Raw genomic sequence first — 21,332 nt, forward strand, 5'->3', positions numbered from 1 at the left:
GCGCAGGGCGGTTCCCGGCCCGGGTCCCCGCGCGGCGCCGCCGCCTGGCCGGACGCGGTCCCCAGCCGCAACAAGGTCCCGGGCGCCGACGACGTAGACCCCCTGAACGACGCCGACGCCAACGTGAACGCACTCTCCGGCATGGCCCTGCTACAGCGCGAACTGGGCGCCCAGGTAATCGGCGAAATCGACCACACGTAGACCGACCTCCGACGGTCAGCTGTGGAGCACCCAGATGGGTGACGGGCGACGTCACGGTGGGGGGCCGTGCGCCCGAGGGGTGTTGGAGTGATGGAGGGGAGTGGCGACGGCGGGAGGCGTCCTCCCGTGCTTCGCCGTAAAAGAAAATTGAAGTCAGATCAGTCTCGCGCGCGCGGCGGCGGAGCGGCGGTCGGTGGGGGGAAGGGCGGCGAGGCGTTCGAGGACCTCGTAGTCGTCGCGGCCGTTGAGGGTTTGGGCGTACGTCCATAGGTGCTCGGGGCTGCCGTGGCGCAGCAGGCAGGCGCGGACCTGAGCTTCGAGTTCGTCGCGTTCGCGGCGGATCTCCGGTGACTCCGAGCGGGGCAGCAGCGGCCCGGAATAGACGCGGGCCAGGGCGACGCAGTCGTTCGCCGAGAGGTGGCGCCGCAGATCGAGGAAGTCGGCCTCGATCGGGCAGGTCAGCCGGTACGGCTTCGCCACGATCGCGTCCCCCAGTTGGGTCCGCAGCCGGTGGATCTCCGCCCTGATCGTCACGGGATTGCCGTCGTCGCCATAGAGATGGAACGACAGCTGCTCGGCCGTCAGCCCGTGCGGATGCAGGGAAAGCAGCGCGAGGATCTCCGCGTGCCGGAGCGAGAGAGAACGTTCGCGATCACGGAAGGTGGCGGACGGGAGCCCCTCGCCGAGGAACGACAGCTTCAGCACGGGCGGCGGGGTGGACGGCGTCGCGCGCAGCAGGAAACCGTCGGAGTACGGCTCGAGGAAGGCGACGGTCCCGTTGCGCAGGATCATCCGCTGCCCCGAGAAATGCTCCTGCCCGGCACCCGGATCGCCCCAGAGCGGAACGCGCTCGCCCAGATGGCCCGACGGATCGCCCGAGATGACGCGGCCGGTCGAGGAGAGCAGGACACCGGGCCGGCCGCGCTGGGACTCGTAGCGGCGGCGCAGGCGTTCGTCGCGTTCGTGCATCCGCAGGGCGAGCTGGGTCTCCGCGAGCTTGGCGGTCGCGCCGACCAGGGCGACGGTGGCGGGGTGGAGGCTGCGGGCGGCGCCGCTGACGTCGACGCAGCCGATGATCCGGCCCGAGTCGGGGTCGCTGATCGGAGCGGCGCTGCACGACCAGATGTGCAGCACGCGCATGAGGTGTTCCTCCGAGTAGACGTGCACCGGGCGGCCCGTCGCCAGGGCGGTGCCGATGCCGTTGGTGCCGACGTCGTCCTCGGCCCACTGGTGGCCGTCGGCCAGGCCGATCTTGTCGGCGAGGCCCAGGATGTCGTGGCCGCCCTCACGCCACAGCACTCTGGCGTCGCCGTCCGTGACGATGAGGACGTGGCCGGTCTCCCCGGCCACGCCGGACAGCGTGTCCGCGAGCAGAGGAAGCAGGGGTCGCAGCGGGTGCGCGTCGCGGATGTCCGCCATGTAGGAAGGGTCGTGGACAAGGGGCGCGCCCTTGCCGTCCGGATCGATTCCCGCGTCCATCGACCGGCGCCAGGAGGCCGTGATCAGGGTTCGGGGCGGCGACTCGGGCCACAGTTGACCTGTCGCCGCGGCTTCGTGCGCCTCGCGTAGCAGACGGGAGTACGCGTCGAGGTGGGCGTAACTCATCGGTCACTCCAAGTAGTCATCTAGAGCATGCGTCTTAAGTGCGTTCTGCGCAACCTGTTCGGGGGATTGCGAAGGGTGATCGAATGAGCGCAACCTGTGTGCAACGTTCGGCTCGTTAGCGTCTCGCCTCAACGCGTCGGCGTGTGCGGCCGCTCCGCTCGACGCGATGGCCGGGTCTCGGACGCTGGAGGGGGGCCGAGACCCGGCCAAATACCCCAGTTCGTCGCGGAAGAACCTCAGGGGAGAACGGCGGGCGGAGCGTTAGATACCGGTCCGGGACGAAACATGGGGACGCCGCCAGTGCATGACGCCACCCAAACACCGTAGGCTCGTGGCATTCAAGAATGCGGAGCCACGAGGAGCGCACGACGGTGAACCCAGGGGATGTCAACCTGCAGCAGCTGCTGGAGCAGGCACAGCTCATGCAGCAGCAGCTTGTGAGCGCCCAGCAGGAGCTCAACGACGCGCAGATCGAGGGCTCGTCAGGCGGCGGCCTGGTCACGGCCGTCGTCAACGGCTCCGGCGAGCTGCTCGAGCTCAAGATCGACCCGAGCGTGATCGACGCCGGCGACGCGCAGGACACCGCGGACACGATCGCCGACCTGGTGATCGCGGCCGTCCGTGACGCCGTGCGCGCGGCAGCCGACCTGCAGCAGGAAAAGCTCGGACCGCTCGCCCAGGGGCTGGGTGGCGGCGGCCTCGGACAGCTGCCAGGGTTCTAGGCATGTACGAAGGGGTCGTCCAGAATCTGATCGACGAGTTGGGCCTGCTGCCCGGCGTCGGTCCCAAGAGCGCGCAGCGGATCGCGTTCCACTTGCTGGCGGCCGATCCAGCCGACGTCAAGCGGCTGGCCCACGCGTTGCTGGAAGTCAAGGACAAGGTCCGCTTCTGCCGGGTGTGCGGCAACGTGGCCTCCGAGGAGGAGTGCCGCATCTGCCGTGACCCGCGCCGCGACACGCACGTGATCTGCGTGGTCGAGGAGTCGAAAGACGTCGTGGCGATCGAGAAGACGCGCGAGTTCCGCGGCACCTATCACGTGCTCGGCGGCGCGATCAGCCCGATCGACGGCGTCGGCCCCGACGACCTGCGCATCAGGGAGCTCATGACACGCCTGGCCGATGGGCGGATCACCGAGCTCATTCTCGCCACGGATCCCAATCTCGAGGGTGAGGCGACGGCAACCTATCTCGCCCGGCTCGTCAAGCCGATGGGCGTCAAAGTGACGCGACTGGCCAGCGGTCTGCCTGTGGGCGGTGACCTCGAGTACGCCGACGAGGTGACCTTGGGCCGCGCGTTCGAAGGACGGAGGCTGCTTGATGTCTGATCAGTGGAGCGCCCTCGCTGAGGAGATCTCCGGTCACGCGCAGGACTACGTGGACGGCCTGAGCAGGGTGGCCGGCGGTGAGGGCGGCGACGCGATCTGGTCGCTGTTGCTGGTGGAGGTCGCCCAGGTGAGCCTGGCCGGGGCCAAGCTCGGAGCCAACAGGGACGTGATCCTGGCTGGCAACTACGAGCCGCCGATGAGTGAGGATCCCGACATCGACGGCGTGCGTACGGCGCTGGCCGAGCGGCTCGGCCCCGTGGACGACTACGCCGAGGTGTTCGACCCGTACAAGGACACGGGGGTGACTCCGTACCGGCTGTCCGACGATCTGACCGCGGTGGCGGCCGACCTCATTCACGGGCTGCGCCACTACCACGCGGGGCGTCCGCACGAGGCGCTCTGGTGGTGGCAGTACTCCTACTTCAACACCTGGGGCAACCACGCGGGCGCCGCGATGCGCGCGCTGCAGGCCCTGGCCGCGCACTCCCGCCTCGACGTGGCGGAGGAGACCACCACGGTCTGATCCTCCATCGGGCGCATGAAAGGGCCCCAGTAGACTGGCACCTCACAGTCCAGACCGGGAGACTCTCGTGGCGCTCGTTGTGCAAAAGTACGGTGGTTCGTCCGTCGCCGACGCGTCCTGCATCAAGCGGGTCGCGCAGCGGATCGTCGCGACGAAAAAAGCCGGCAACGACGTGGTCGTGATCGTCTCCGCGATGGGTGACACGACGGACGAGCTGCTCGATCTGGCCGAGCAGGTGTCGCCGCTGCCTCCGGGCCGCGAGCTGGACATGTTGCTGACCTCGGGTGAGCGCATCTCGATGGCCCTGCTGGCGATGGCGATCGCCAACCTCGGCCACGAGGCCCGCTCGTTCACCGGCTCGCAGGCCGGCGTGATCACCGATTCGACCCACGGCAAGGCGCGCATCATCGACGTGACGCCCAGCCGCATACGCGAGGCGATCGACCAGGCCCACATCGCGATCGTGGCCGGGTTCCAGGGCGTCTCGCAGGACACCAAGGACATCACCACGCTGGGCCGTGGCGGCTCCGACACCACGGCGGTGGCGCTGGCGGCGGCTCTCGACGCCGACGTGTGCGAGATCTACAGCGATGTCGACGGCGTCTACACCGCCGACCCGCGCATCGTGCCCGCCGCGCGGCAGATCCCCAGGGTCTCCTATGACGAGATGATGGAGATGGCCGCCTGCGGCGCGAAGATTCTGCACCTTCGCTGCGTCGAGTATGCTCGCCGCTTCGACCTGCCGATTCACGTACGCAGCTCGTTCAGCACCAAGGAAGGCACGTGGGTCGTCTCCGACCCTTACACCGAAGGAACCGAGATGGAGCAGCCGATCATCTCCGGCGTCGCGCACGACCGGAGCGAGGCCAAGATCACTGTTGTCGGGGTGCCCGACAAGGTCGGCGAGGCTGCCTCGATCTTCAAAACGCTGGCCAACGCCGAGATCAACATTGACATGATCGTGCAGAACGTCTCGGCCGCGGCCACCGGTCGCACGGACATCTCCTTCACGCTGCCCACGGCCGACGCCCAGACGGCGCTGACGTCGTTGAAGAAGATCCAGGCGCAGATCGGTTTCGAGTCGCTGCTCTTCGACGACCAGATCGGGAAGGTGTCGCTGATCGGCGCGGGCATGCGCTCGCACCCCGGCGTCACGGCGACGTTCTTCGCGGCCCTCGCCGACGCGGGGGTCAACATCGAGATGATCTCCACCTCGGAGATCCGCATCTCTGTGATCGTCGAGCAGGACGGTGTCGACGTGGCCGTGGCGGCCGCCCACCGTGCCTTCGCTCTCGACGCCGACCAGGTCGAAGCCGTGGTGTATGGAGGTACCGGACGATGAGCAGGCCCAATCTCGCCCTGATCGGGGCGACCGGAGCGGTGGGCACCGTCATGCGGGACATCGTGTCGACGCGTGCGGACATCTGGGGTGAGATCCGTCTCGTCGCCTCGCCCCGCTCGGCCGGCAAGGTGCTCCGGGTACGCGGCCAGGACGTCGTCGTCCAGGCCCTCGCGCCCGAGGTGTTCGACGGCATCGACATCGCCATCTTCGACGTGCCCGACGAGGTGTCGGCCGTGTGGGTGCCGATCGCGGCAGAGCGCGGCGCGATCGCGATCGACAAGTCGGGCACGTTCCGGATGGAGCCCGACGTGCCGCTGGTCGTGCCCGAGGTCAACCCGCTCGACGCGCGCGACCGGCCACGGGGCATCGTCTCGACGCCCAACTGCACGACGCTGTCGATGATGGCCGCCATGGGCGCGCTGCACGCCGAGTTCACCCTCACCGAGCTCGTCGTGGCCTCCTACCAGGCGGTGTCCGGCGCGGGCGTGGCGGGCTCGGCGCGGCTCTACGACGAGGTCGAGGCGCTGGCCGGCGACCGTTCGATCGGGCAGGCGGCGGGTGACGTACGCAAGGTGCTGGCCAACAAGCTGCCCGCGGAGTCGCCGTTCCCCGCGCCGATCGCGTTCAACGTGGTGCCGTGGGCGGGCTCGTACAAGGACGGGGGCTGGGCCTCCGAGGAGATCAAGCTCCGCAACGAGTCGCGCAAGATCCTCGGCATCCCCGACCTCAAGGTCTCCGCGACCTGCGTTCGCGTGCCGGTGATCACGACGCACTCGCTGGCGGTGCACGCGCGGTTCGAGCGTGAGATCACGGTCGCAGAAGCGCACCGGGTCCTGGAGGCGGCGCCCACGGTGGTGCTCATGGACGACCCGGCCAACGGGGTGTTCCCGACGCCGCTCGACGTGGTGGGCAACGACCCCACCTACGTGGGTCGCGTCCGCCAGGCGATCGACTTCCCGAACACGCTCGACCTGTTCGTGTGCGGTGACAACCTGCGCAAGGGCGCGGCGCTCAACGCGGCGGAGATCGCCGAGCTGGTGGCCGCCGAGCTGTGACGACGGCATGACGATGGACGCCGCGCGTTCTGCGTGCGGCGTTCTCATCGTGTTCCGCGGGGTCGTGTTCCGCGGGCATGACGATGGGCGCCGGGCCTCCGCGTGTGACGCCCATCGTCGTGGTCCCGCTGCGGTCAGCGGAAGAGGATGTCCCAGTGGTCCGACTCGTTGGCGAAGATGGTGCCTGAGTGGGAGCGGTAGAGCTGGGCGCCGTCGGCGCGCGTACCCGCCTTACGATGATTTTTTGTGATGTAGTGGTTGATGCAGGCGTTCGGCGAGATGTCGAGCTTGTAGCCGTTCCCGTGGCTGAAGTGGCCTGGAGCGTGGCCTCTCTCCGTGCCGCCCGTCACCATGATGGGGCAACCGCTCTCCCGCTTCAGCTGGATGACCTGGGAGATCGTGCCGGTCCGCACGGAGTCCAGCGACGTACAGTGGTGCAGGTGCTTGTGCGTGCAGTTGCCGGTCGACTGCGTCCGCAGCCCTTCGCTGTGCAGCCACTCGTGCGCGGTGGCGTGGGACATGTGCGCGGCGGCGTGTCGCGGAATGGCCCGCTTCAGATCCACCCGGGTCCGCTTGTGGCCCTCGCGCAGGTGCGCCTTGGGCATTTCGGCCACCCCGGTACGTACGGAGCTCCGCTTGTCCTTGACGGCCTTGGACCGCGCCGCCGCCCGCCGGCCCTTTTCCGCCCGCGCCCCCGGTCGCCGGCCATCGTCCGCAAGGAACGATGGCTCCGCGAACGGGTCAGATCGTGTCATGGGCCAGTCGCGCATGAACTCGAACCGTTCCCTGTCCGTCGTCAGCGGCCGGAACGTCATGTCGGGCCCGAACTCGTACGGTTCCTGATATTCCTCCATGGCGGTGTCGTCTTCCCAGCCGGGAGGCCCTGGGTCGTACAGGCTGGCCGGGGCCGATGTCCCTTCGGGGTGGGTGTCAGCGGATGCGGCCGAGGCCAGCGCGATTATGGAGATCTCAATGCCGAGGAGTGCGACTACGCTGAGGCGCACTGTTCCACGTATACACATGTCGATGCCTTTTCGCGGAAATAGCCCTTCCGCTGAAACGACAATCCCACCGTTCACAGGAGATAACTCATGCCGCGACTGCATCTTTGCCGTGAGGCGGCGATCACCGTGCGGGTCCATGACCTACCAGCAGGAAACCCGCCAAATTGACTGCGGCTGTGGTCCCGGCCCGAGTCGACGGCCCAGTGGTGAGCTGGGTGGCGATCTGATGGGCAGGTTTCCCGCTGGAGGCGCCCCCGCACGACGTAAAGTGACCAACGTGTCCGAAGCCCGAAACCGAGGATCGGAGAGCACCCGAGAGGTCATCGTCGAGACGGCGTTGCGACTGTTCAGGGAGCGCGGCTTCGACGCGACCACGATGCGCGCCATCGCCGCCGAGGCCGGGGTGTCGGTAGGCAACGCCTACTACTACTTCGACAGCAAGGAGGCGTTGATCCAGGCGTACTACGACCGCGCCCAGGCCGAGCACGAGGCGGCCTGCAGCGACTTCCTGACCACCGAGACGGCGTTCGCGGCCAGGTTGAGCGGCGTGTTGCGCGAATGGGTACGCGTGTCCGAGCCCTACCACGAGTTCGCCGTGAAGTTCTACAAGCACGCGGCCGAGCCGACCAACCCGCTGAGCCCGTTCAGCGAGCAGACGTCGCCCGCGCGGGAGGCGTCCATCGGCATCTACCGCCAGGTCGTCGAGGGCTCGCGCGACCGGATGAACGCCGAGTTGCGGGAGGAGTTGCCTGAGCTGCTCTGGCTGCTGTCCATGGGCATGGTCCTGTTCTGGGTGCACGACACCTCTCCGGGGTGCGCGCGCACATACCGGCTGATCGAGGTCACGGTGCCGCTGGTGGACCGGCTGGTCGGGTTGTCGCACCTGCCGGGGCTGCGGGGGATCACGAAGGACTTCATCTCGGCGGTTCACGAGCTGAGGGCCTAGGGCGGCATACCGAGCGGTTGGTATGGTCGGCCGAAAAGGGCTGGAGGCCGTGAATGACGCAGAACTGGGGCATGACGATCCCCTTCTACGACCGCTCCCTCGCCAGGTCGCAGGAGCTGATCGCGGAGCTGCCCGCACTGGGGTACACCGACGTGTGGTCGGCCGAGGTCAACGGGACAGACGGGTTCGTGCCGCTGGCCCTGGCCGCGCAGTGGGCGCCGGAGACGCGGCTGGGCAGCGCCATCGTGCCCGTCTCGACGCGCGGGCCCGGGCTGCTGGCCATGTCCGCCGCCACGCTGGCCGACCTCGCGCCCGGCCGGTTCGTGCTGGGCATCGGCTCGTCCTCGCCGGCGATCGTCGAGCGGTGGAACGCGGTGCCGTTCGCGAAGCCGTACGCGCGGACTCGGGACACGCTGCGCTTCCTGAAGAAGGCGCTGGCCGGGGAGAAGGTCTCGGAGGCGTACGAGACGTTCGAGATCAAGGGGTTCAAGCTGGAGCGGGCGCCGAAGACGCCGCCGAAGATCGTGCTGGCCGCGCTGCGGCCCCGGATGCTGCGCCTGGCCGCCGAGGAGGCCGACGGCGCCATCACGAACTGGCTCTCGCCCGGCGACGTACGCAAGGTACGCGCCGAGCTGGGTCAGGACACCGAGCTGATCGCCCGCCTGTTCGTGTGTGTGAGCGAGGACACCGCCAAGGTGCGCGAGATGGCCAGGTGGATGCTCGCCAGCTACCTGACCGTCCCCGCGTACGCCGCCTTCCACGACTGGCTCGGCCGGGGCGAGGCGCTGCGGGGGCTGCACGAGGCGTGGGCGGCCGGCGACCGGCAGACGGCGCTCAAGGCGGTCCCCGACGAGGTGATCGACGACCTGATCGTGCACGGCGACGCGGCCACCTGCCGGGCCAGGATCCAGCAGTACGTGGACAACGGGCTCGACACCCCCGTGCTCGCCCCCATCCCGGGTGGGGAGGTCTCCATCGACCAGGCCGTGCGCGACCTGGCTCCCAAGGCGTAGGAGCGTAGGAGCTTTCAGGGCGTAGGAACTCCCAAGGCATAGGAGCTAGACCTAGGAGAACGTATGGATGACGTGCTGAGATTGGATGCGATCGGTCAGGCGCGGGCGGTCAAGGACGGGCAGGTGTCGGCGCGGGAGCTCACCGAGGCCGCCATCGCCGCGATCGAGGCCCACGACGGCGAGCTGAACGCCGTCGTCCACCGCCGCTTCGAGCGCGCGCTCGCCGAGATCGACTCCATCCCGGCGGACGCGCCATTCCGCGGTGTGCCGATCCTGCTCAAGGATCTCGGCTGGCGGCAGGCGGGGGAGCCGTACGGCGCGGGCTCGAACGTACGCGAAGGCGGCGAGGTCACCGAGGACGGCTACGGCGTCAGGCGGTTACGCGAGGCCGGATTCGTCATGCTCGGGCGGACGAACACCCCCGAGTTCGGCAGCACGATCACCACGGAGCCGGTGGCGTTCGGTCCCACGCGCAACCCGTACGATCCGGACTGTTCGCCGGGCGGGTCGAGCGGTGGCTCGGCGGCGGCCGTGGCGGCGGGGATGGTCGCGGTGGCCACCGCCAGCGACGGCGGCGGCTCGATCCGCGTCCCCGCGTCCCTGTGCGGCCTTGTGGGGCTCAAGCCGTCGAGGGGGCGGGTGAGCCTGGGTCCGGTCATGGGAGAGGGCTGGAGCGGCTTCTCGTGCCCGGGATTCGTCACCAGAACCGTCAGGGACACGGCGGCGGCGCTCGATCTCGTCGCCGGCTACGAGCCCGGCGATCCGTACGTCGCCCCCGCGCTGCCCGGACCGCTGGCCGCCGAGGCGGGACGGGATCCGGGGAGGCTGCGGATCGGGTTCGTCACCACGCATCCCCGCGGCGACGTGCCGGCGGTGCCCGAGCTGGCCGAGGCCGTAACCGGGGCCGCCGCGCTGCTGGAGTCGTTCGGCCACGACGTCACCCCCGGCGGCCCCGCCGCGCTCGGCGATCCCGACTTCCCCCGGCATTTCGGCGCCATCGTGGCGAACAACCTCGCCGCGCAGGTCGAGAGTTTGGGCGAGTCGCGCGGCAAGCCGGTCGACCCGGAGGAGCTGGAGCCGCGCAACGCCGCCATGGTCGCCACCGGGCGCGGGCACGGCGCGGTCGACCACGTCCTGGCCACGCAGTGGGTGGACGGCTTCCGCCGCCGCATGGCCTCCTGGTGGCACGACGGCCACGACCTGCTGCTGACGCCGTCGGTGGGGGCGGCGCCGTTCCCGCTCGGCTGGATCCCGCCAGGGGACCTCAGCGTCGCCTTCGGCAGGACGGCGTACGTCGTGGCCTACAGCTCGCCGGTCAACGCCACCGGCCAGCCGGCCATCTCGCTGCCGCTGCACAGGAACGCGGCAGGACTGCCCGTGGGCGTGCAGCTCGTGGCCGCGTTCGGCAGGGAGGACCTGCTGATCAGGGTGGCGGCCCAGATCGAGCGGGCCCGGCCGTTCGAGCACGCTGCGATGCGCTGACGCGGAAGGAACTCGTGGCCGTGGGATGCGCTGACGCGGAAGGAACTCGTGGCCGTGGGATGCGCTGACGCGGAAGGAACTCGTGGCCGTGACGACGTGCGACACGGTAGAAACTCGTGGCCGTGACGACGTGCGACGCGGAAGGAACTCGTGGCCGTGGCGACGCGTTATGTCGTGAGAAGTCAGGGGTAGGAGGCTCTTCATGATGGCGAAGGCAACACGGGCGGCGGCGGCGTGGCGGACCTACCGCGAGGTGAGCAAGCCTGGGTCGCCAGGTCTCATGACCAGGGTGCGGGCGATGCCGCGCATGGTGGGCGCGGTCATGCGCGGGAGATACGCGGGCATGGGCAGGAGCAAGCTGGCGCTGCTCGGCCTCGGCGTGGTCTACATCGTGTCGCCGGTCGACGTCCTGCCCGACTTCCTCATGCTGATCGGGGTGGCCGACGACTTCGGCGTGTTCCTGTGGCTGATGGGCTCGCTGCTGGGCGAGAGCGGACGCTACGTCCAGCACGAGCGCGCCGTCATCCAGGCCCGCCTGGACCAGGTCTAGATCTGCTCCATCCGCAACCAGGCGCGTGACGGCAGCGGGTGCCCGAAGAGGCGGGCCGCGTTGCCGTACGCGACCCTGGCGATGTCGGCGGGCGGGAGGGAGCCGAGGTTGGCCGCCACCGACTGCTGCGTGTCGGGCCAGGTCGAGTCGGAGTGCGGATAGCCGCTCTCCTGCAGCACGTGGTCGAGCCCGACCGCGAGCCGCACCCCCGACAGGGCGTGGTCGTCGAGCGTGCCGAAGAAGAAGTTGCGGCGCAGCACCTCGCTCGGCTTGAGCCCGCCCTCCCATGACGTCTCGCTCGCGACCGGGTGGTCGAGGGCGTAGTCGGCCCGCTCGGCCAGCATCGGCAGCCAGCCCACACCCCCTTCGACGATGAGGATGCGCAGCGCGGGGAAGCGCAGCGGCAGCCCGGACCAGAGCCAGTCGGCGCAGGCGAACATGGCGCTCGTCGGGATCAGCGTGGTGATCGCCTCGATGGGCGTGTCGGGGGAGGGCACGGGAGACCACGACGCGTCGCCGGTGTGCAGGGCGACGACGGTGCCGGTCTCCTCGCAGGCGGCGAAGAACGGGTCCCAGTGGCCGGAGTGGATCGACGGCAGCCGCAGCCGGGTCGGGAACTCGGGGAAGACGACGGCCTTGAACCCCCGGGCCGCGTTGGCCCGGATCTCCTTGGCGGCCAGGTCGGGATCGGGCAGCCACGGCAGTTGCAGCCCGACGATCCGCTCGGGGTAGGTGCCCGCCCAGACCTCGATGTGCCAGTCGTTCCACGCCTTGACCAGGGCCAGGCCAAGCTCCTGGTCGCGGGTCCTGGCGAACGGCATGCCCGACTGCCCGGCCAGCATGCCGGGGAAGCACAGCGCGGCCCAGATGCCGGCCACGTCCATGTCCTTGACGCGGGCCTCGATGTCGTGGCAGCCCGGCCGCATGTGCTCGAACCTGACCGGATCCAGCGTCCACTGCTCGCGCGGCAGCCCGGCGCCCACGTCGATCCCCGCGCACGGGTACGTGGCCCCGCCGTAGCGCCAGACCTGGTGACCCGCCTCCGTCTCCACGACCTTGGGCGCCACCTCCGCGTATTTCTCCGGCAACCGGCCCTCGAACAGGTCAGTGGGCTCGATCAGATGATCGTCGGCGGAGATGATCACATGATCGCGCCGCCTCGGTTCGGGGTCGGGGAGCAGCGGCGTAGTCACGCACGTAACCGTACGACGACGGGATAACGTCGAACAAGCTGCGACGTATCCGTTGGGTATCCGACCTGTTCGGCCGGGGAAGTCTAGCTGGTCCCGGTCAGCAGGTGGGCGTGTAGCTCGGCGATCGTGGCGGGGGAGATCTGGAGCACGCGGGTGACGTACCTCTCGATCGAGCCGTGCCGATCGGCCAGGTCGGCGAGGAAGAACCGCATCGTGTCGGCCGGCGCCAGCCCGAACCCCTCCCACATGGGCGCGTCCGGATGCCGCCGGCGCCAGTCGGCGACGAAGCGCTCGGTGGCCAGGCCGGTGAGCGCGTAGTCGGCCACGATGTCGTCCTCGCTCACACCCACCATGGAGAGGATCAGCGCGATGAGCACCCCGGTGCGGTCCTTGCCCGCCGCGCAGTGGACGACGACCGGCGCGTTGCCGGCCCGCGCGACCGTCTCCAGGGCGGTCCTGAGGTTGTCGACGCGGTCCTCGGTCGACTCCAGGTAGCGGTCTGCGAGGTAGCGCGCGACGCCGATCTCCTCGCGGTAGGGGGTGTTGTCCCAGCGACGGCCCTCGATCGGCAGATTGTGGTACTGCTGCCCCTCCGTCTCGGGCACCCGCCCGGCCCGCTCGACCTCGAACGCGTGCCGTAGATCGATGACAGTGCTTATGCGCAGCGCGCGGAAGGTCTTGAGATCGTCTCCGGCCAGCCAGCCGAGCGAGTCGGCACGGTAGAGCCGCTGCCACCGGACGGTGCGCCCGTCCATGGCGGTATATCCACCTACGTCACGAAAATTGCAGAGATTGGCGAACTCAATGTGGCGGATCACCCTCAACACCCTAATTGGCGGGGCTTCCTGCCTCCTCTGGCGCGCGTGCGGGCTCCTGCTCCCGCCGCTCGGCCACCTCACGCCGGATGAGCATGATCCAGCCGCCGATCGCGATCGCGATGAAGAGCCACCACTGGATGCCGTACGCGAGGTTGAGGCCGCCGCCCGCGCCCACGTCCGGCTGGGGCACCGGCTCGGGCGCCGCCTGCGGCTGCGGTCGCTGCCCGGTCAGCTCCACGTAACCGCCCACCACCTGGTACGGCAGCCCCTGCCCGATCTTGCCGGCGTCGATCAGCAGCACCTGCCCGGCGGGCAGTCCGGGCCGATCGCGCAGCCCGCTGGACTCCTCGGTCTCGGTGGGCCGTAGCCGCCCGGTGACATTTACCTGGCCGGTGGGCGGAGGGGGCACCTCGGGCGCGGTGTCGGCGGTGGCGCCTACGGGGACCCAGCCCCTGTTGACGATCACGGCCGCGCCGTCGCCGGTCACGAGGGGGGTCAGCACGTAGAAGCCGGGCAGGCCGTTCTGGGGGCGCCTGCGTACGAGGAGGGCGTGGGCCGGGTCGTATGTGCCGGCGACCGTCACGGTCCTGAACCGGTCGTCCTCACGCACCTGCCTGCCGGGCGCCGCCAGGCTCTCCAGGGGGACCGGCGCGGCCTCGATGTTGGCGGTGACCCTGTCGCTGTTGGCGGACCGCTCCTCGAAACGCCCGAACTGCCACCGTCCGAGGAACACGAAGGCGGGAATGACCAGCAGCACCACCACGTGGAGCGCGAGCCATCGAGGCGTCAGCAGGAACCGGTACACGCCTCTAAGGTTAGGCACCGGCACGGGTGCCCCTCCACGCGACTCCGCTGCTCAGGCGTTCCTGAGCTCGGCCCCGTCGCCGGGCGCCGAACTCACCTTACTCAGGCGCTTCTGAGCTCGGCCCCGTCGCCGGGCACCGGGCTCACCTCGCGCGGCCCGGCCACCTCGTGCCCCTCGGCGCATCTGAAGTGCTGCTCGATGGGGGCGCCGCAGCCGCGGTGGGTGAGCAGCACGGGCGGGCCGTCCTCGCCCGCGAGGTATTTGTCGCCCCAGTGCATGAGCGCGACCAGGAGGGGATAGAGGTCGCGGCCCTTCTCCGTGAGCCGGTATTCGTCGCGCTGCCGCTGGCCGGGCTCCCGGTAGGGCTCCTTGCGCAACAGGCCCTCGTCGACCAGCCGGGCCAGGCGGGCGCTCAGGACCTGGCGAGGGGCGCCGGTGATCGCCTGCATGTCGGCGAACCTGCGCACGCCGCTGAACGCCTCGCGCAACACCAGGAAGGTCCACTTCTCCCCGACGATGTCCAGGGTGCGCTCGATCGAGCAGTTGTCCACCCGGAAGGTAACGTTCATCTTTGCATTATACCTGAGTTCAATTGACAGACTCAGGCGTCGCGGGGCACCCTGGGTCCATGCATGGAACTCAGATCCGTCCGGCGCGTCCAGACGACCGGGAGCGGATCGGACGCTTCCTCTCCGGGCTTTCGCCGCACACGCGGACACTGCGCTTCTTCACCGGTGCGGCCCCGGCGGCCAGTCTGGTGCGCACGCTGCTCGCGATCGACGAGCGCCGCGACGCCCTCGTGGCCACCGCGGGCGGCGAGATCGTCGGCCATGCCATGAGCCATCGGGGCGGCTGCGCCGACGTGGAGATCGCCGTGGTCGTGGCGGACGAGTGGCAGGGGCGCGGGCTCGGGCCCAGGCTGGTCGGCACACTGCTGCTCCGGGCCTCCGTACACGGTGCGAAGACCGTCGGCATGGACGTCATGGGCGAGAACCGGCGGGTGCTCAGGCTCATCCGCAGGCTCTGGCCGGACGCCGAGATGAAGGTCATTTCCGGGACCGTTGAGGTGACCGCTATGATCGATCAGACCGGGCTATTTGCGGAACAACGTTCTGGTGGCACACCATTGACAGTGTGAAGAGTGTCAAGAACGGACGCGACGGCCGTACCCGCATCATCGAGGGCGCCCTACGCCGCTTCAGCCAGGACGGGGTGTCGGCCACGACGCTGGCCAGCCTCCGCGAGGAGAGCGGTGTCAGCGTCGGCAGCTTCTACCACCACTTCGCGAGCAAAGAGCACGTCTTCGGCGTCCTGTACGCCGAGATCCTCACCGCCTACCAGGACGCCTTCCTCGCCGAGCTGATCAAGCACCAGGACGCGCGCGCCGGCATCGAGGCGGTCGTGGCCTTCCACATGCGGTGGGCCGGAGAGCATCCCGAGCGGGCCAGGCTGCTGATCAGCGAGCGGCCGCCGCGCAAGAACGAGCCGGGCGGCGCCGAGGTGGCCGAGGCGCGCCGCGGGTTCTTCCGCGAGGTCGCCGACTGGTGGCGGCCGCACATGAAGAACGGGCTGCTCCAGCCGGTCCACGCCACCATGTGCTACGTGCTGTGGCTGGGGCCGACTCAGGAGATGTGCCGGCTGTGGTTCGCCGGCGCGCACACCCCCACGGACGAGGAGATCAGGGGCCTGGGAGAGGCTGCCTGGCAGAGCCTGCGCCAGCGTACGGAATGAGCCGCCCCCCTGCCTGCCTGGGCCCGAACGGGCGCGCTCAGACAGGCAGGGCTCAGACAGGCAGGCTCAGACGGGCAGGCGCACTTGCGTCGGCACGCGCCAGCTCGCCCGGTCGAGTGAGATGTCCAACCGCAGGTCGCCGCGCTGCCTGCGCAGGCCGGGCACGCGTACGCGGTCGTGCACGTCGAACCGGCCACGGCAGGGATAGCCGAACCCCAGCTCGCCGGGCAGCACGCGCAGGTCGTCGCGGTTGCCGCAGCGCGGGCACGTCCACGACACCAGGTCCAGGCCCCGGTTGTAGTCGGAGCAGGCGCTGAAGTATTCGTCGGGTCCGAACCGGGATTCACAGGCCAGGCAGGGGATCAGCATGGGTCCGCTCCTCGGGACGACGTGCCGGCTTCCCTAGAGATATCGTGACCCGCTTGTTCGCCGCTTGCAGAACGCTTGGGTGCCTAAGTAACAGTATGGGCACTGTGGAGCGTGGGGGAGTGCGGCGGCTTGCGTGACCAGCGGTGCCCCGTGGCGAGTGCGGCCATCGGATCGGTGTCGGATCATGCGTGGGAGCCCGTGGTGAAAGGATGGACTCGTGGAACGACTGCGCGACCGCCTCCTGGAAACCGATTACACCATCGACGGCGTACGCGAGCGCCTGGGAGGCGTGGCCGCTTCGGCCCTGGCCCGCGAGGAGCTGGTCCCGGCCCTGCGTGCGACCGCGGACGGCGATCCGCTGGCGATGTTGATCAGGTTGTGGTGGCTCGGCGTCCCCGTCCCTGCCAAGGGCGTCGGCCCCGAGATCCTCGGCTCGGGGCTGGTCACGGCGGACGGTGACCAGGTCAGGGCCACCGTGCACCTGCAGCCGTGGGAGACAGGCGGCTACCTGGTGTCCGACCGCAAGGTGCGGCCGGGCGACCCCGCCCTGCGGCCCGATCACGTGGTGGGGGCCGGCGGCGCCTCGGCCAACCTGGCGCAACTCGTCACCCGCAGGCCCGTCGAGCGCGCGCTCGACCTCGGCACCGGCTGCGGGGTGCAGGTGCTGCACCTGGCAGGGCGGGCGGAGCGCGTCGTGGCCACCGACCTCAACCCGCGCGCCGTGGAGCTGGCCAGGCTGAGCTGGGAGTTGTCCGGGATATCCGGTGTGGAGGCGCGTACAGGATCGATGTTCGAGCCGGTCGAGGACGAGGGGTTCGACCTGGTCGTGAGCAATCCGCCGTTCGTCATCGCGCCCGCGCGCGAGCACGGGCTGACCTATCGCGAGGCGGGCGGCGACGGCGACGACTTCTGCCGCGACCTCGTACGCGGGACGCCCCGCCACCTCAACCCGGGCGGCCAGGCACACTTCCTGGCCAACTGGCTGCACGTCGAAGGCGAGGACTGGCACGACCGCGTGGGCGGCTGGCTGCGCGAGACCGGCTGCGACGCCTGGGTGGTCCAGCGCGACGTGCAGGACCCGGCCGAATACGTCGAGCTGTGGCTCAAGGACGCGGCCGAGCAGGGCACCCCCGCCTACACCGAACACTACGACCGCTGGCTGGCCTGGTTCGAGGAGCGCAAGGTCGAGGGCATCGGCTTCGGCTGGATCACCATGCGCAACTCCGGCACGCTCGACCCCGTCGTACGCGTGGAGCACCTGGCGCACCAGGTGGTGCTCCCGGTGGGCGACTACGTCGACTCCGTGGTCGACGCGATCGCCACCGCGCACCGGGCCCAGGGGCTCGACGCGGCGCTGCCGCGTACCGTGGAGGGGTTGCTGGACGAGCGCGTCGGCCTGCCGGGGGCGGAGGACCCGATCCGGATCGTGCTGCGCCAGACGCAGGGGCTGCGCCGCAGCAGGGAGGTCGGCACCGTGGAGGCCGCGCTGGCCGGGGTGTGCGACGGAGAGCTGGCGCTCGGGCCGCTGCTCAACGTCATCGCCGAGTTGGTCGGCGACGGCGAGATTCCCGACTCCGACGCGGTCAGGCCCCTCATCGCCGAGGGTTACTTCCTGCTTTAATCCGGCGTTGATTCGACGTTGACCCCTTGGGTGGAGGCTTTGGCCAGGACACGGACCTGGGGGGTTCGAGGGCCGTGTCAGGTCCGGCCGGTCGTCGACAGTGAGGCGGCAGGCCGCCACGTGGAGCATCCGGATAACCGGGCCCCCTAGCGAAGCGTGGTGGCGAGATGACCGGCCGGGCCGAAAACAGTCGATCATGGGCGCGATCGTGACTCCCCTAAGGACAGCCTTGATCAACCATGTGTGGATGACACGTCTGGACGACGAGCTGTACTCAGGACTCGACGACGGACTCGACGGCCGTCCCGGCGACGGGCTCCGCGACGGGGGCGTCGTCGAGCAGGGCCTTGAGATCTCCGGCCTCGGGGGCGCCGAGCCTTCCGAAGATCTCGAAAGCCCGCCGTAGGCAGTCCACGCTCCTCGTGGCGTCGCCCAGACCGCGCAGCGCCTTGCCCAGCACGGTGAGCGACAGAGCCTCGCCATAGGGGTGGCCGATCTCACGGGAGACCACCAGCGCCTGCTCGGCATGGCGTACGGCGTCCGGATAGCGCTCGGCGGCGATGAACGTCTCCGCCAGCCTGGAGCAGACCCGCTGCTCCCACACGCGTTGTTTGCTGGCACGGAAGAAGGCGAGGCACTCGGCGTGGTGGTGCACGGCCTCGGTGAGGCGGCCGACCCGGGACAGGACGATGCCCAGGTGGTAGCGGGCGCGGGCGGTGCCGGCGCCGCTGCCGATCTCGGTGAAGATGGCCAGGCCCTTCTCCGCCGCCGCGATCGCGTCCTCCGGATGGCCGAGGCCGAGGTGTTCGCGGGCCGAGTAGCTGAGGACCAGCGCCTCGCCGGCGGGGACGCCGTTCTCGCGGTAGAAGCGCATCGCCGCGTCGTACCAGGACAGCGCCTCCGTGTGGCGGCGCTGGCGGCCGACGACGACGGCGAGGGCGTTGAGCACCTCGCCGGTCAGGATCTCGTCCGTGCGCGCCTGCGACAGGTCGTACACGGTCCTGAAGTGGTCTTCGGCCTCCTTGAGCCGGTTGCCGGCGAACAGCACCCGGCCGAGGACGTAGCGGGCGCGCAGCTCGCCGGCCTGGTCGCCGGCGCCCTGCGCGGCGGCCAGCACGGCGCGGGTGCTCTGGTCGAACTCGCGGGTGTGCGTGCCGGACTCCAGCAGCGGCTCCATCGCCACCAACAGGTCGGCGGCGGGCAGCAACTGCTCGGCGGTGCGTACCGCCGCGGCGGCCTGGTTGATGGTCGCGAACAGCGAGTCGCCCTCGGAGATCAGCCACGCGACGGCCTCGTCCACGGAGCCGAACGTCCGCCCGTTCCCGACCACCACGAGGTTGTCCGGGATCATGCTGCCCTCGTAGGCCAGCCGGTGCGCGGACTGGGCAGAGGCGAGGTAGAAGCCGAGCAGCCTGCGCAGTGCCAGCGTCCTGGCCTGGGGGCGCTCGGTCCTGTCCAGCGCCCGCCTGGCGAACAGCTTGAGCAGGTCGTGGAAGCGATAGCGGCCCGGCGCGTGCGCTTCGAGCAGGCTGGCGTCCACCAGCGACTCCAGCACCTCCTCGGCCTCGAACGCGCCCATCGACAGCACGGCCGCCGCGGCCCCCGAGGAGATGTCCGGCCCGTTGGGCAGCGACAGCAGCCGGAACGCGCGGGCCTGGGCGGCTTCGAGCTGCCCGTACCCGAGCGCGAACGTCGCCTCGACGGCCAGGTTGCCCACCCGCATCTCGTCGAGCCTGCGCTGCTCGTCGGCCAGCCTGGGCACCAGCGAGGCGACCGTCCACGACGGCCGCGCGGCGAGCCTGGCCGCCACGATCCGCACCGCCAGGGGCAGGAACCCGCACGCCGCCACCACGTCCATGGCCGCGCCGTGCTCGGCCGCCACCCGCTCGGGGCCGGCCACCGACGAGAACAGCGACAGCGCCTCGTCCGGCTCCATGACGTCCAGGTCGACCAGTTTGGCCGACGGCAGGTCGGCCAGCTTGACCCGGCTGGTGACGATGGCCGCGCATCCGGGCGAGCCCGGCAGCAGCGGGCTGACCTGCTCGGCGTCGCGGGCGTTGTCCAGCAGCACGAGGATGCGACGGTCGGCCAGGATGGAGCGGTAGAGGGCGGATCGTTCCTGCAGGCCGTCGGGGATGACGTCCGGCGGGATGCCGAGCGCGCGCAGGAAACCGCCGAGCGCCGACTCGGGCGCGGTCGCCTCGTCGGTGAAGCCGCGCAGGTCCGCGTAGAGCTGGCCGTCGGGGAACAGGTCGTCCGCCGCGTGGGCGACGTGCACCGCCAGCGCGGTCTTGCCGACGCCGCCGATGCCGGAGATCGCCACCAGTGGCACCCCCTCGGACGACGACTGCGTGGACTGGCTCGACAGCATCGAACGCAGGCGTACGGCCGGTTCCCTGCGGCCGGTGAAGTCGTTCACCGCGGCAGGGAGCTGCGCGGGCCGCGGCAGTTCGATCGTGGGCGGCGGCTCTTCCGCGTCCGGGGGTTCTTCCCCGGCGGCGGGCACGTGGACGGCGGCCAGCGTGGGGTCGGCGGCCAGGATGCGCTGGTGCAGCGCGGCCAGCTCGGGCCCTGGCTCGATGCCCAGCTCGTCGATCAGCGCCTCACGCGTCTCGGTGAACACGTTGAGCGCGTCGCCCTGCCGCCCGCACCGGTAGTAGGCCAGCATGAGCTGGGCCCTCAGCCGCTCGCGCAGCGGGTGGTCGGCGGTCAGCGCGATCAGCTCGGACACGACCTTCGCGTGGTTGCCCAGCTCCAGGTCCACGTCCATGAGCGTCTCGATGACGGTGATGCGGCGCTCGATCAGCCGGTCACGCTGATGCTCGGCGTACGGCCCGACGGCCCCGGCCAGCGGCTCGCCCTCGAACAGCGCCAGCGCGCCCCGCAGCGCCCTCGCGGCCTCGGCCAGCCTGCCCGCCCTGCGCGCGGTCTCGGCCTCCTGGACGCCGCGCTCGAACCCGGTCAGATCCAGCGAGTGATCTGAAAGTCGCAGCGCGTAACCTCTGCCGATCGAGGTCAGCAGCTCGGGCCGGGAGCGGGCGGGCCGGTCCGGTTCGAGGACGGTGCGGAGCCTGGAGACATAGGTGCGCAGCGCGCCCAGTGCCCGGGGCGGCGCGTCCTCGCCCCAGACCGCGTCGATCACCTCGTTGGGGGTGACCGCGTGGCCCTCTCGCAGGAGCAGCATGCCGAGGATGGAACGCTGCAGGGGAGTGCCGAGGTCGAGCTCCCGGCCATCACGCCACGCGCGGACAGGACCGAGCACGGCGAACCGCAGCCCGCCTTCAACGCTCTGACCAGCCATGCCGTATGTCTCCAAGCCAATGGAACGATTTGTTACCAAATGATAGTTCTATCGTTGCTCAGTCACCTAGATGCAGAACTGATCGTTAACCGAAGCGTTGATCCGCCTTTGATCCGGTGTTGAGCCCGCTCCCGGATGCTGATGATCGCTGGACATGACGCACAACGCGGGGGCGTGTCATGTAGAGCACATGTAAACGGAAAAAAATACAGGCCCCGCCCGAGAAGCTCGGGCGGGGCCGTCGGCGGATGGGGTCAGGCGGCTGCGGCCGGTCCGAGGCTCACTATGAGTCGCTCACGGCAGGTCGGCCAGTCGGTTGCTCAGGTCAGTTGATTGGGCCCCTGCGGGGCCGCGGCGCATGCGGGAAAATCGGGGCTGGTTGCCCGCCGACGTCGATAGCTCTTTGGCGCAGGTGAGTCCGTAGGTCAGTTTGATCGCTGGGAGCCGTG

21 protein-coding genes are annotated in these 21,332 nt (G+C 69.9%); 13 read left to right on the forward strand and 8 right to left on the reverse strand.

Annotated elements, in window-relative coordinates; all coding sequences use genetic code 11:
- Positions 1-201 (forward strand): hypothetical protein (locus ITP53_RS56425; RefSeq protein ID WP_207757136.1); only part of this gene is annotated, 201 nt, incomplete at its 5' end.
- Between the two features lie 153 nt (positions 202-354).
- Here the strand turns inward: ITP53_RS56425 and ITP53_RS40870 are convergent.
- On the reverse strand, positions 355-1,806 hold the full coding sequence (locus tag ITP53_RS40870; RefSeq protein ID WP_195900836.1) for a helix-turn-helix domain-containing protein: 1,452 nt from the start codon (positions 1,804-1,806) through the stop codon (positions 355-357).
- Positions 1,807-2,177: 371 nt separating this feature from the next.
- Here ITP53_RS40870 and ITP53_RS40875 point away from each other — a divergent pair, with 371 nt between their 5' ends.
- From ITP53_RS40875 to ITP53_RS40895, 5 genes are all read left to right on the forward strand, one after another.
- The gene (locus ITP53_RS40875; RefSeq protein WP_139629532.1) at positions 2,178-2,528 is read left to right on the forward strand and encodes a YbaB/EbfC family nucleoid-associated protein; all 351 of its coding nucleotides are present in this window, start codon (positions 2,178-2,180) and stop codon (positions 2,526-2,528) included.
- A 2-nt stretch (positions 2,529-2,530) separates the two neighbouring features.
- Positions 2,531-3,130: a recombination mediator RecR gene (gene recR, locus ITP53_RS40880; RefSeq protein ID WP_195900837.1), complete on the forward strand. Its 600-nt coding sequence runs from the start codon at positions 2,531-2,533 to the stop codon at positions 3,128-3,130.
- Entirely contained in the window at positions 3,123-3,653 is a 531-nt protein-coding gene (locus ITP53_RS40885) for a DUF5063 domain-containing protein (protein WP_195900838.1), read from the forward strand. Before recR ends, ITP53_RS40885 begins: the two co-directional genes overlap by 8 nt.
- A gap of 67 nt (positions 3,654-3,720) precedes the next feature.
- Positions 3,721-4,995 carry an aspartate kinase gene (locus ITP53_RS40890; protein ID WP_195900839.1) on the forward strand — a complete coding sequence of 425 codons (1,275 nt, stop codon included), beginning with the start codon at positions 3,721-3,723 and terminating at the stop codon, positions 4,993-4,995.
- Positions 4,992-6,050, forward strand: a complete 1,059-nt coding sequence (locus ITP53_RS40895) for an aspartate-semialdehyde dehydrogenase (RefSeq protein WP_195900840.1) — start codon at positions 4,992-4,994, stop codon at positions 6,048-6,050. Before ITP53_RS40890 ends, ITP53_RS40895 begins: the two co-directional genes overlap by 4 nt.
- A 134-nt stretch (positions 6,051-6,184) precedes the next feature.
- Here the strand turns inward: ITP53_RS40895 and ITP53_RS56430 are convergent, their stop codons facing one another.
- The gene (locus ITP53_RS56430; RefSeq protein WP_207757138.1) at positions 6,185-7,054 is read right to left on the reverse strand and encodes a hypothetical protein; all 870 of its coding nucleotides are present in this window, start codon (positions 7,052-7,054) and stop codon (positions 6,185-6,187) included.
- Positions 7,055-7,331: 277 nt separating this feature from the next.
- On the opposite strand from ITP53_RS56430, the gene ITP53_RS40905 reads away from it, so the two are divergent.
- From ITP53_RS40905 to ITP53_RS40920, 4 genes are all read left to right on the forward strand, one after another.
- Positions 7,332-8,000 carry a TetR/AcrR family transcriptional regulator gene (locus ITP53_RS40905; RefSeq protein ID WP_328817385.1) on the forward strand — a complete coding sequence of 223 codons (669 nt, stop codon included), beginning with the start codon at positions 7,332-7,334 and terminating at the stop codon, positions 7,998-8,000.
- A 53-nt stretch (positions 8,001-8,053) separates the two neighbouring features.
- On the forward strand, positions 8,054-9,013 hold the full coding sequence (locus ITP53_RS40910; RefSeq protein WP_195900842.1) for an LLM class F420-dependent oxidoreductase: 960 nt from the start codon (positions 8,054-8,056) through the stop codon (positions 9,011-9,013).
- A 63-nt stretch (positions 9,014-9,076) separates the two neighbouring features.
- Complete coding sequence (locus tag ITP53_RS40915; RefSeq protein WP_195900843.1) at positions 9,077-10,495, forward strand: amidase; 1,419 nt, start codon at positions 9,077-9,079, stop codon at positions 10,493-10,495.
- 202 nt (positions 10,496-10,697) lie between these two features.
- Positions 10,698-11,045: a YkvA family protein gene (locus tag ITP53_RS40920; RefSeq protein WP_236051700.1), complete on the forward strand. Its 348-nt coding sequence runs from the start codon at positions 10,698-10,700 to the stop codon at positions 11,043-11,045.
- Here ITP53_RS40920 and ITP53_RS40925 read toward each other — a convergent pair.
- From ITP53_RS40925 to ITP53_RS40940, 4 genes are all read right to left on the reverse strand, one after another.
- Positions 11,042-12,238 carry an amidohydrolase family protein gene (locus ITP53_RS40925; RefSeq protein WP_195900844.1) on the reverse strand — a complete coding sequence of 399 codons (1,197 nt, stop codon included), beginning with the start codon at positions 12,236-12,238 and terminating at the stop codon, positions 11,042-11,044. The two genes, ITP53_RS40920 and ITP53_RS40925, sit on opposite strands and share 4 nt — an antisense overlap.
- An 83-nt stretch (positions 12,239-12,321) precedes the next feature.
- A complete protein-coding gene (locus tag ITP53_RS40930; protein ID WP_328817389.1) occupies positions 12,322-13,065 on the reverse strand; it encodes a tyrosine-protein phosphatase in 744 nt (247 codons plus the stop codon).
- A gap of 1 nt (position 13,066) precedes the next feature.
- On the reverse strand, positions 13,067-13,861 hold the full coding sequence (locus ITP53_RS40935) for an SURF1 family cytochrome oxidase biogenesis protein (RefSeq protein WP_195900846.1): 795 nt from the start codon (positions 13,859-13,861) through the stop codon (positions 13,067-13,069).
- A 101-nt stretch (positions 13,862-13,962) separates the two neighbouring features.
- A complete protein-coding gene (locus tag ITP53_RS40940) occupies positions 13,963-14,430 on the reverse strand; it encodes a winged helix-turn-helix transcriptional regulator (protein ID WP_195900847.1) in 468 nt (155 codons plus the stop codon).
- Positions 14,431-14,489: 59 nt separating this feature from the next.
- On the opposite strand from ITP53_RS40940, the gene ITP53_RS40945 reads away from it, so the two are divergent.
- Positions 14,490-14,999, forward strand: coding sequence for a GNAT family N-acetyltransferase (locus tag ITP53_RS40945; RefSeq protein WP_195900848.1), 510 nt, complete (start codon positions 14,490-14,492; stop codon positions 14,997-14,999).
- Positions 14,996-15,592, forward strand: coding sequence for a TetR/AcrR family transcriptional regulator (locus tag ITP53_RS40950; protein WP_195900849.1), 597 nt, complete (start codon positions 14,996-14,998; stop codon positions 15,590-15,592). Before ITP53_RS40945 ends, ITP53_RS40950 begins: the two co-directional genes overlap by 4 nt.
- 66 nt (positions 15,593-15,658) lie before the next feature.
- Here ITP53_RS40950 and ITP53_RS40955 read toward each other — a convergent pair whose 3' ends face one another.
- The gene (locus ITP53_RS40955; RefSeq protein ID WP_195900850.1) at positions 15,659-15,961 is read right to left on the reverse strand and encodes a hypothetical protein; all 303 of its coding nucleotides are present in this window, start codon (positions 15,959-15,961) and stop codon (positions 15,659-15,661) included.
- A gap of 217 nt (positions 15,962-16,178) precedes the next feature.
- Between ITP53_RS40955 and ITP53_RS40960 the strand changes: the two genes are divergently transcribed.
- On the forward strand, positions 16,179-17,582 hold the full coding sequence (locus tag ITP53_RS40960) for a DUF7059 domain-containing protein (RefSeq protein ID WP_195900851.1): 1,404 nt from the start codon (positions 16,179-16,181) through the stop codon (positions 17,580-17,582).
- Positions 17,583-17,856: 274 nt separating this feature from the next.
- Here ITP53_RS40960 and ITP53_RS40965 read toward each other — a convergent pair whose 3' ends face one another.
- Complete coding sequence (locus ITP53_RS40965; protein ID WP_195900852.1) at positions 17,857-20,883, reverse strand: AfsR/SARP family transcriptional regulator; 3,027 nt, start codon at positions 20,881-20,883, stop codon at positions 17,857-17,859.
- Positions 20,884-21,332 lie beyond the last annotated feature (449 nt).

The sequence above is a fragment of the Nonomuraea cypriaca genome (assembly GCF_015645445.1).
Lineage (GTDB): Bacteria > Actinomycetota > Actinomycetes > Streptosporangiales > Streptosporangiaceae > Nonomuraea > Nonomuraea cypriaca.

Bases quoted from the DNA above. Each gene is read 5' to 3' on its own strand.
- ITP53_RS40870 (WP_195900836.1), bottom strand. From the start codon at position 1,806: ATGAGTTACGCCCACCTCGACGCGTACTCCCGTCTGCTACGCGAGGCG.
- recR (WP_195900837.1), top strand. From the start codon at position 2,531: ATGTACGAAGGGGTCGTCCAGAATCTGATCGACGAGTTGGGCCTGCTG.
- ITP53_RS40885 (WP_195900838.1), top strand. From the start codon at position 3,123: ATGTCTGATCAGTGGAGCGCCCTCGCTGAGGAGATCTCCGGTCACGCG.
- ITP53_RS40895 (WP_195900840.1), top strand. From the start codon at position 4,992: ATGAGCAGGCCCAATCTCGCCCTGATCGGGGCGACCGGAGCGGTGGGC.
- ITP53_RS40910 (WP_195900842.1), top strand. From the start codon at position 8,054: ATGACGCAGAACTGGGGCATGACGATCCCCTTCTACGACCGCTCCCTC.
- ITP53_RS40915 (WP_195900843.1), top strand. From the start codon at position 9,077: ATGGATGACGTGCTGAGATTGGATGCGATCGGTCAGGCGCGGGCGGTC.
- ITP53_RS40920 (WP_236051700.1), top strand. From the start codon at position 10,698: ATGATGGCGAAGGCAACACGGGCGGCGGCGGCGTGGCGGACCTACCGC.
- ITP53_RS40940 (WP_195900847.1), bottom strand. From the start codon at position 14,430: ATGAACGTTACCTTCCGGGTGGACAACTGCTCGATCGAGCGCACCCTG.
- ITP53_RS40945 (WP_195900848.1), top strand. From the start codon at position 14,490: ATGCATGGAACTCAGATCCGTCCGGCGCGTCCAGACGACCGGGAGCGG.
- ITP53_RS40955 (WP_195900850.1), bottom strand. From the start codon at position 15,961: ATGCTGATCCCCTGCCTGGCCTGTGAATCCCGGTTCGGACCCGACGAA.
- ITP53_RS40965 (WP_195900852.1), bottom strand. From the start codon at position 20,883: ATGGCTGGTCAGAGCGTTGAAGGCGGGCTGCGGTTCGCCGTGCTCGGT.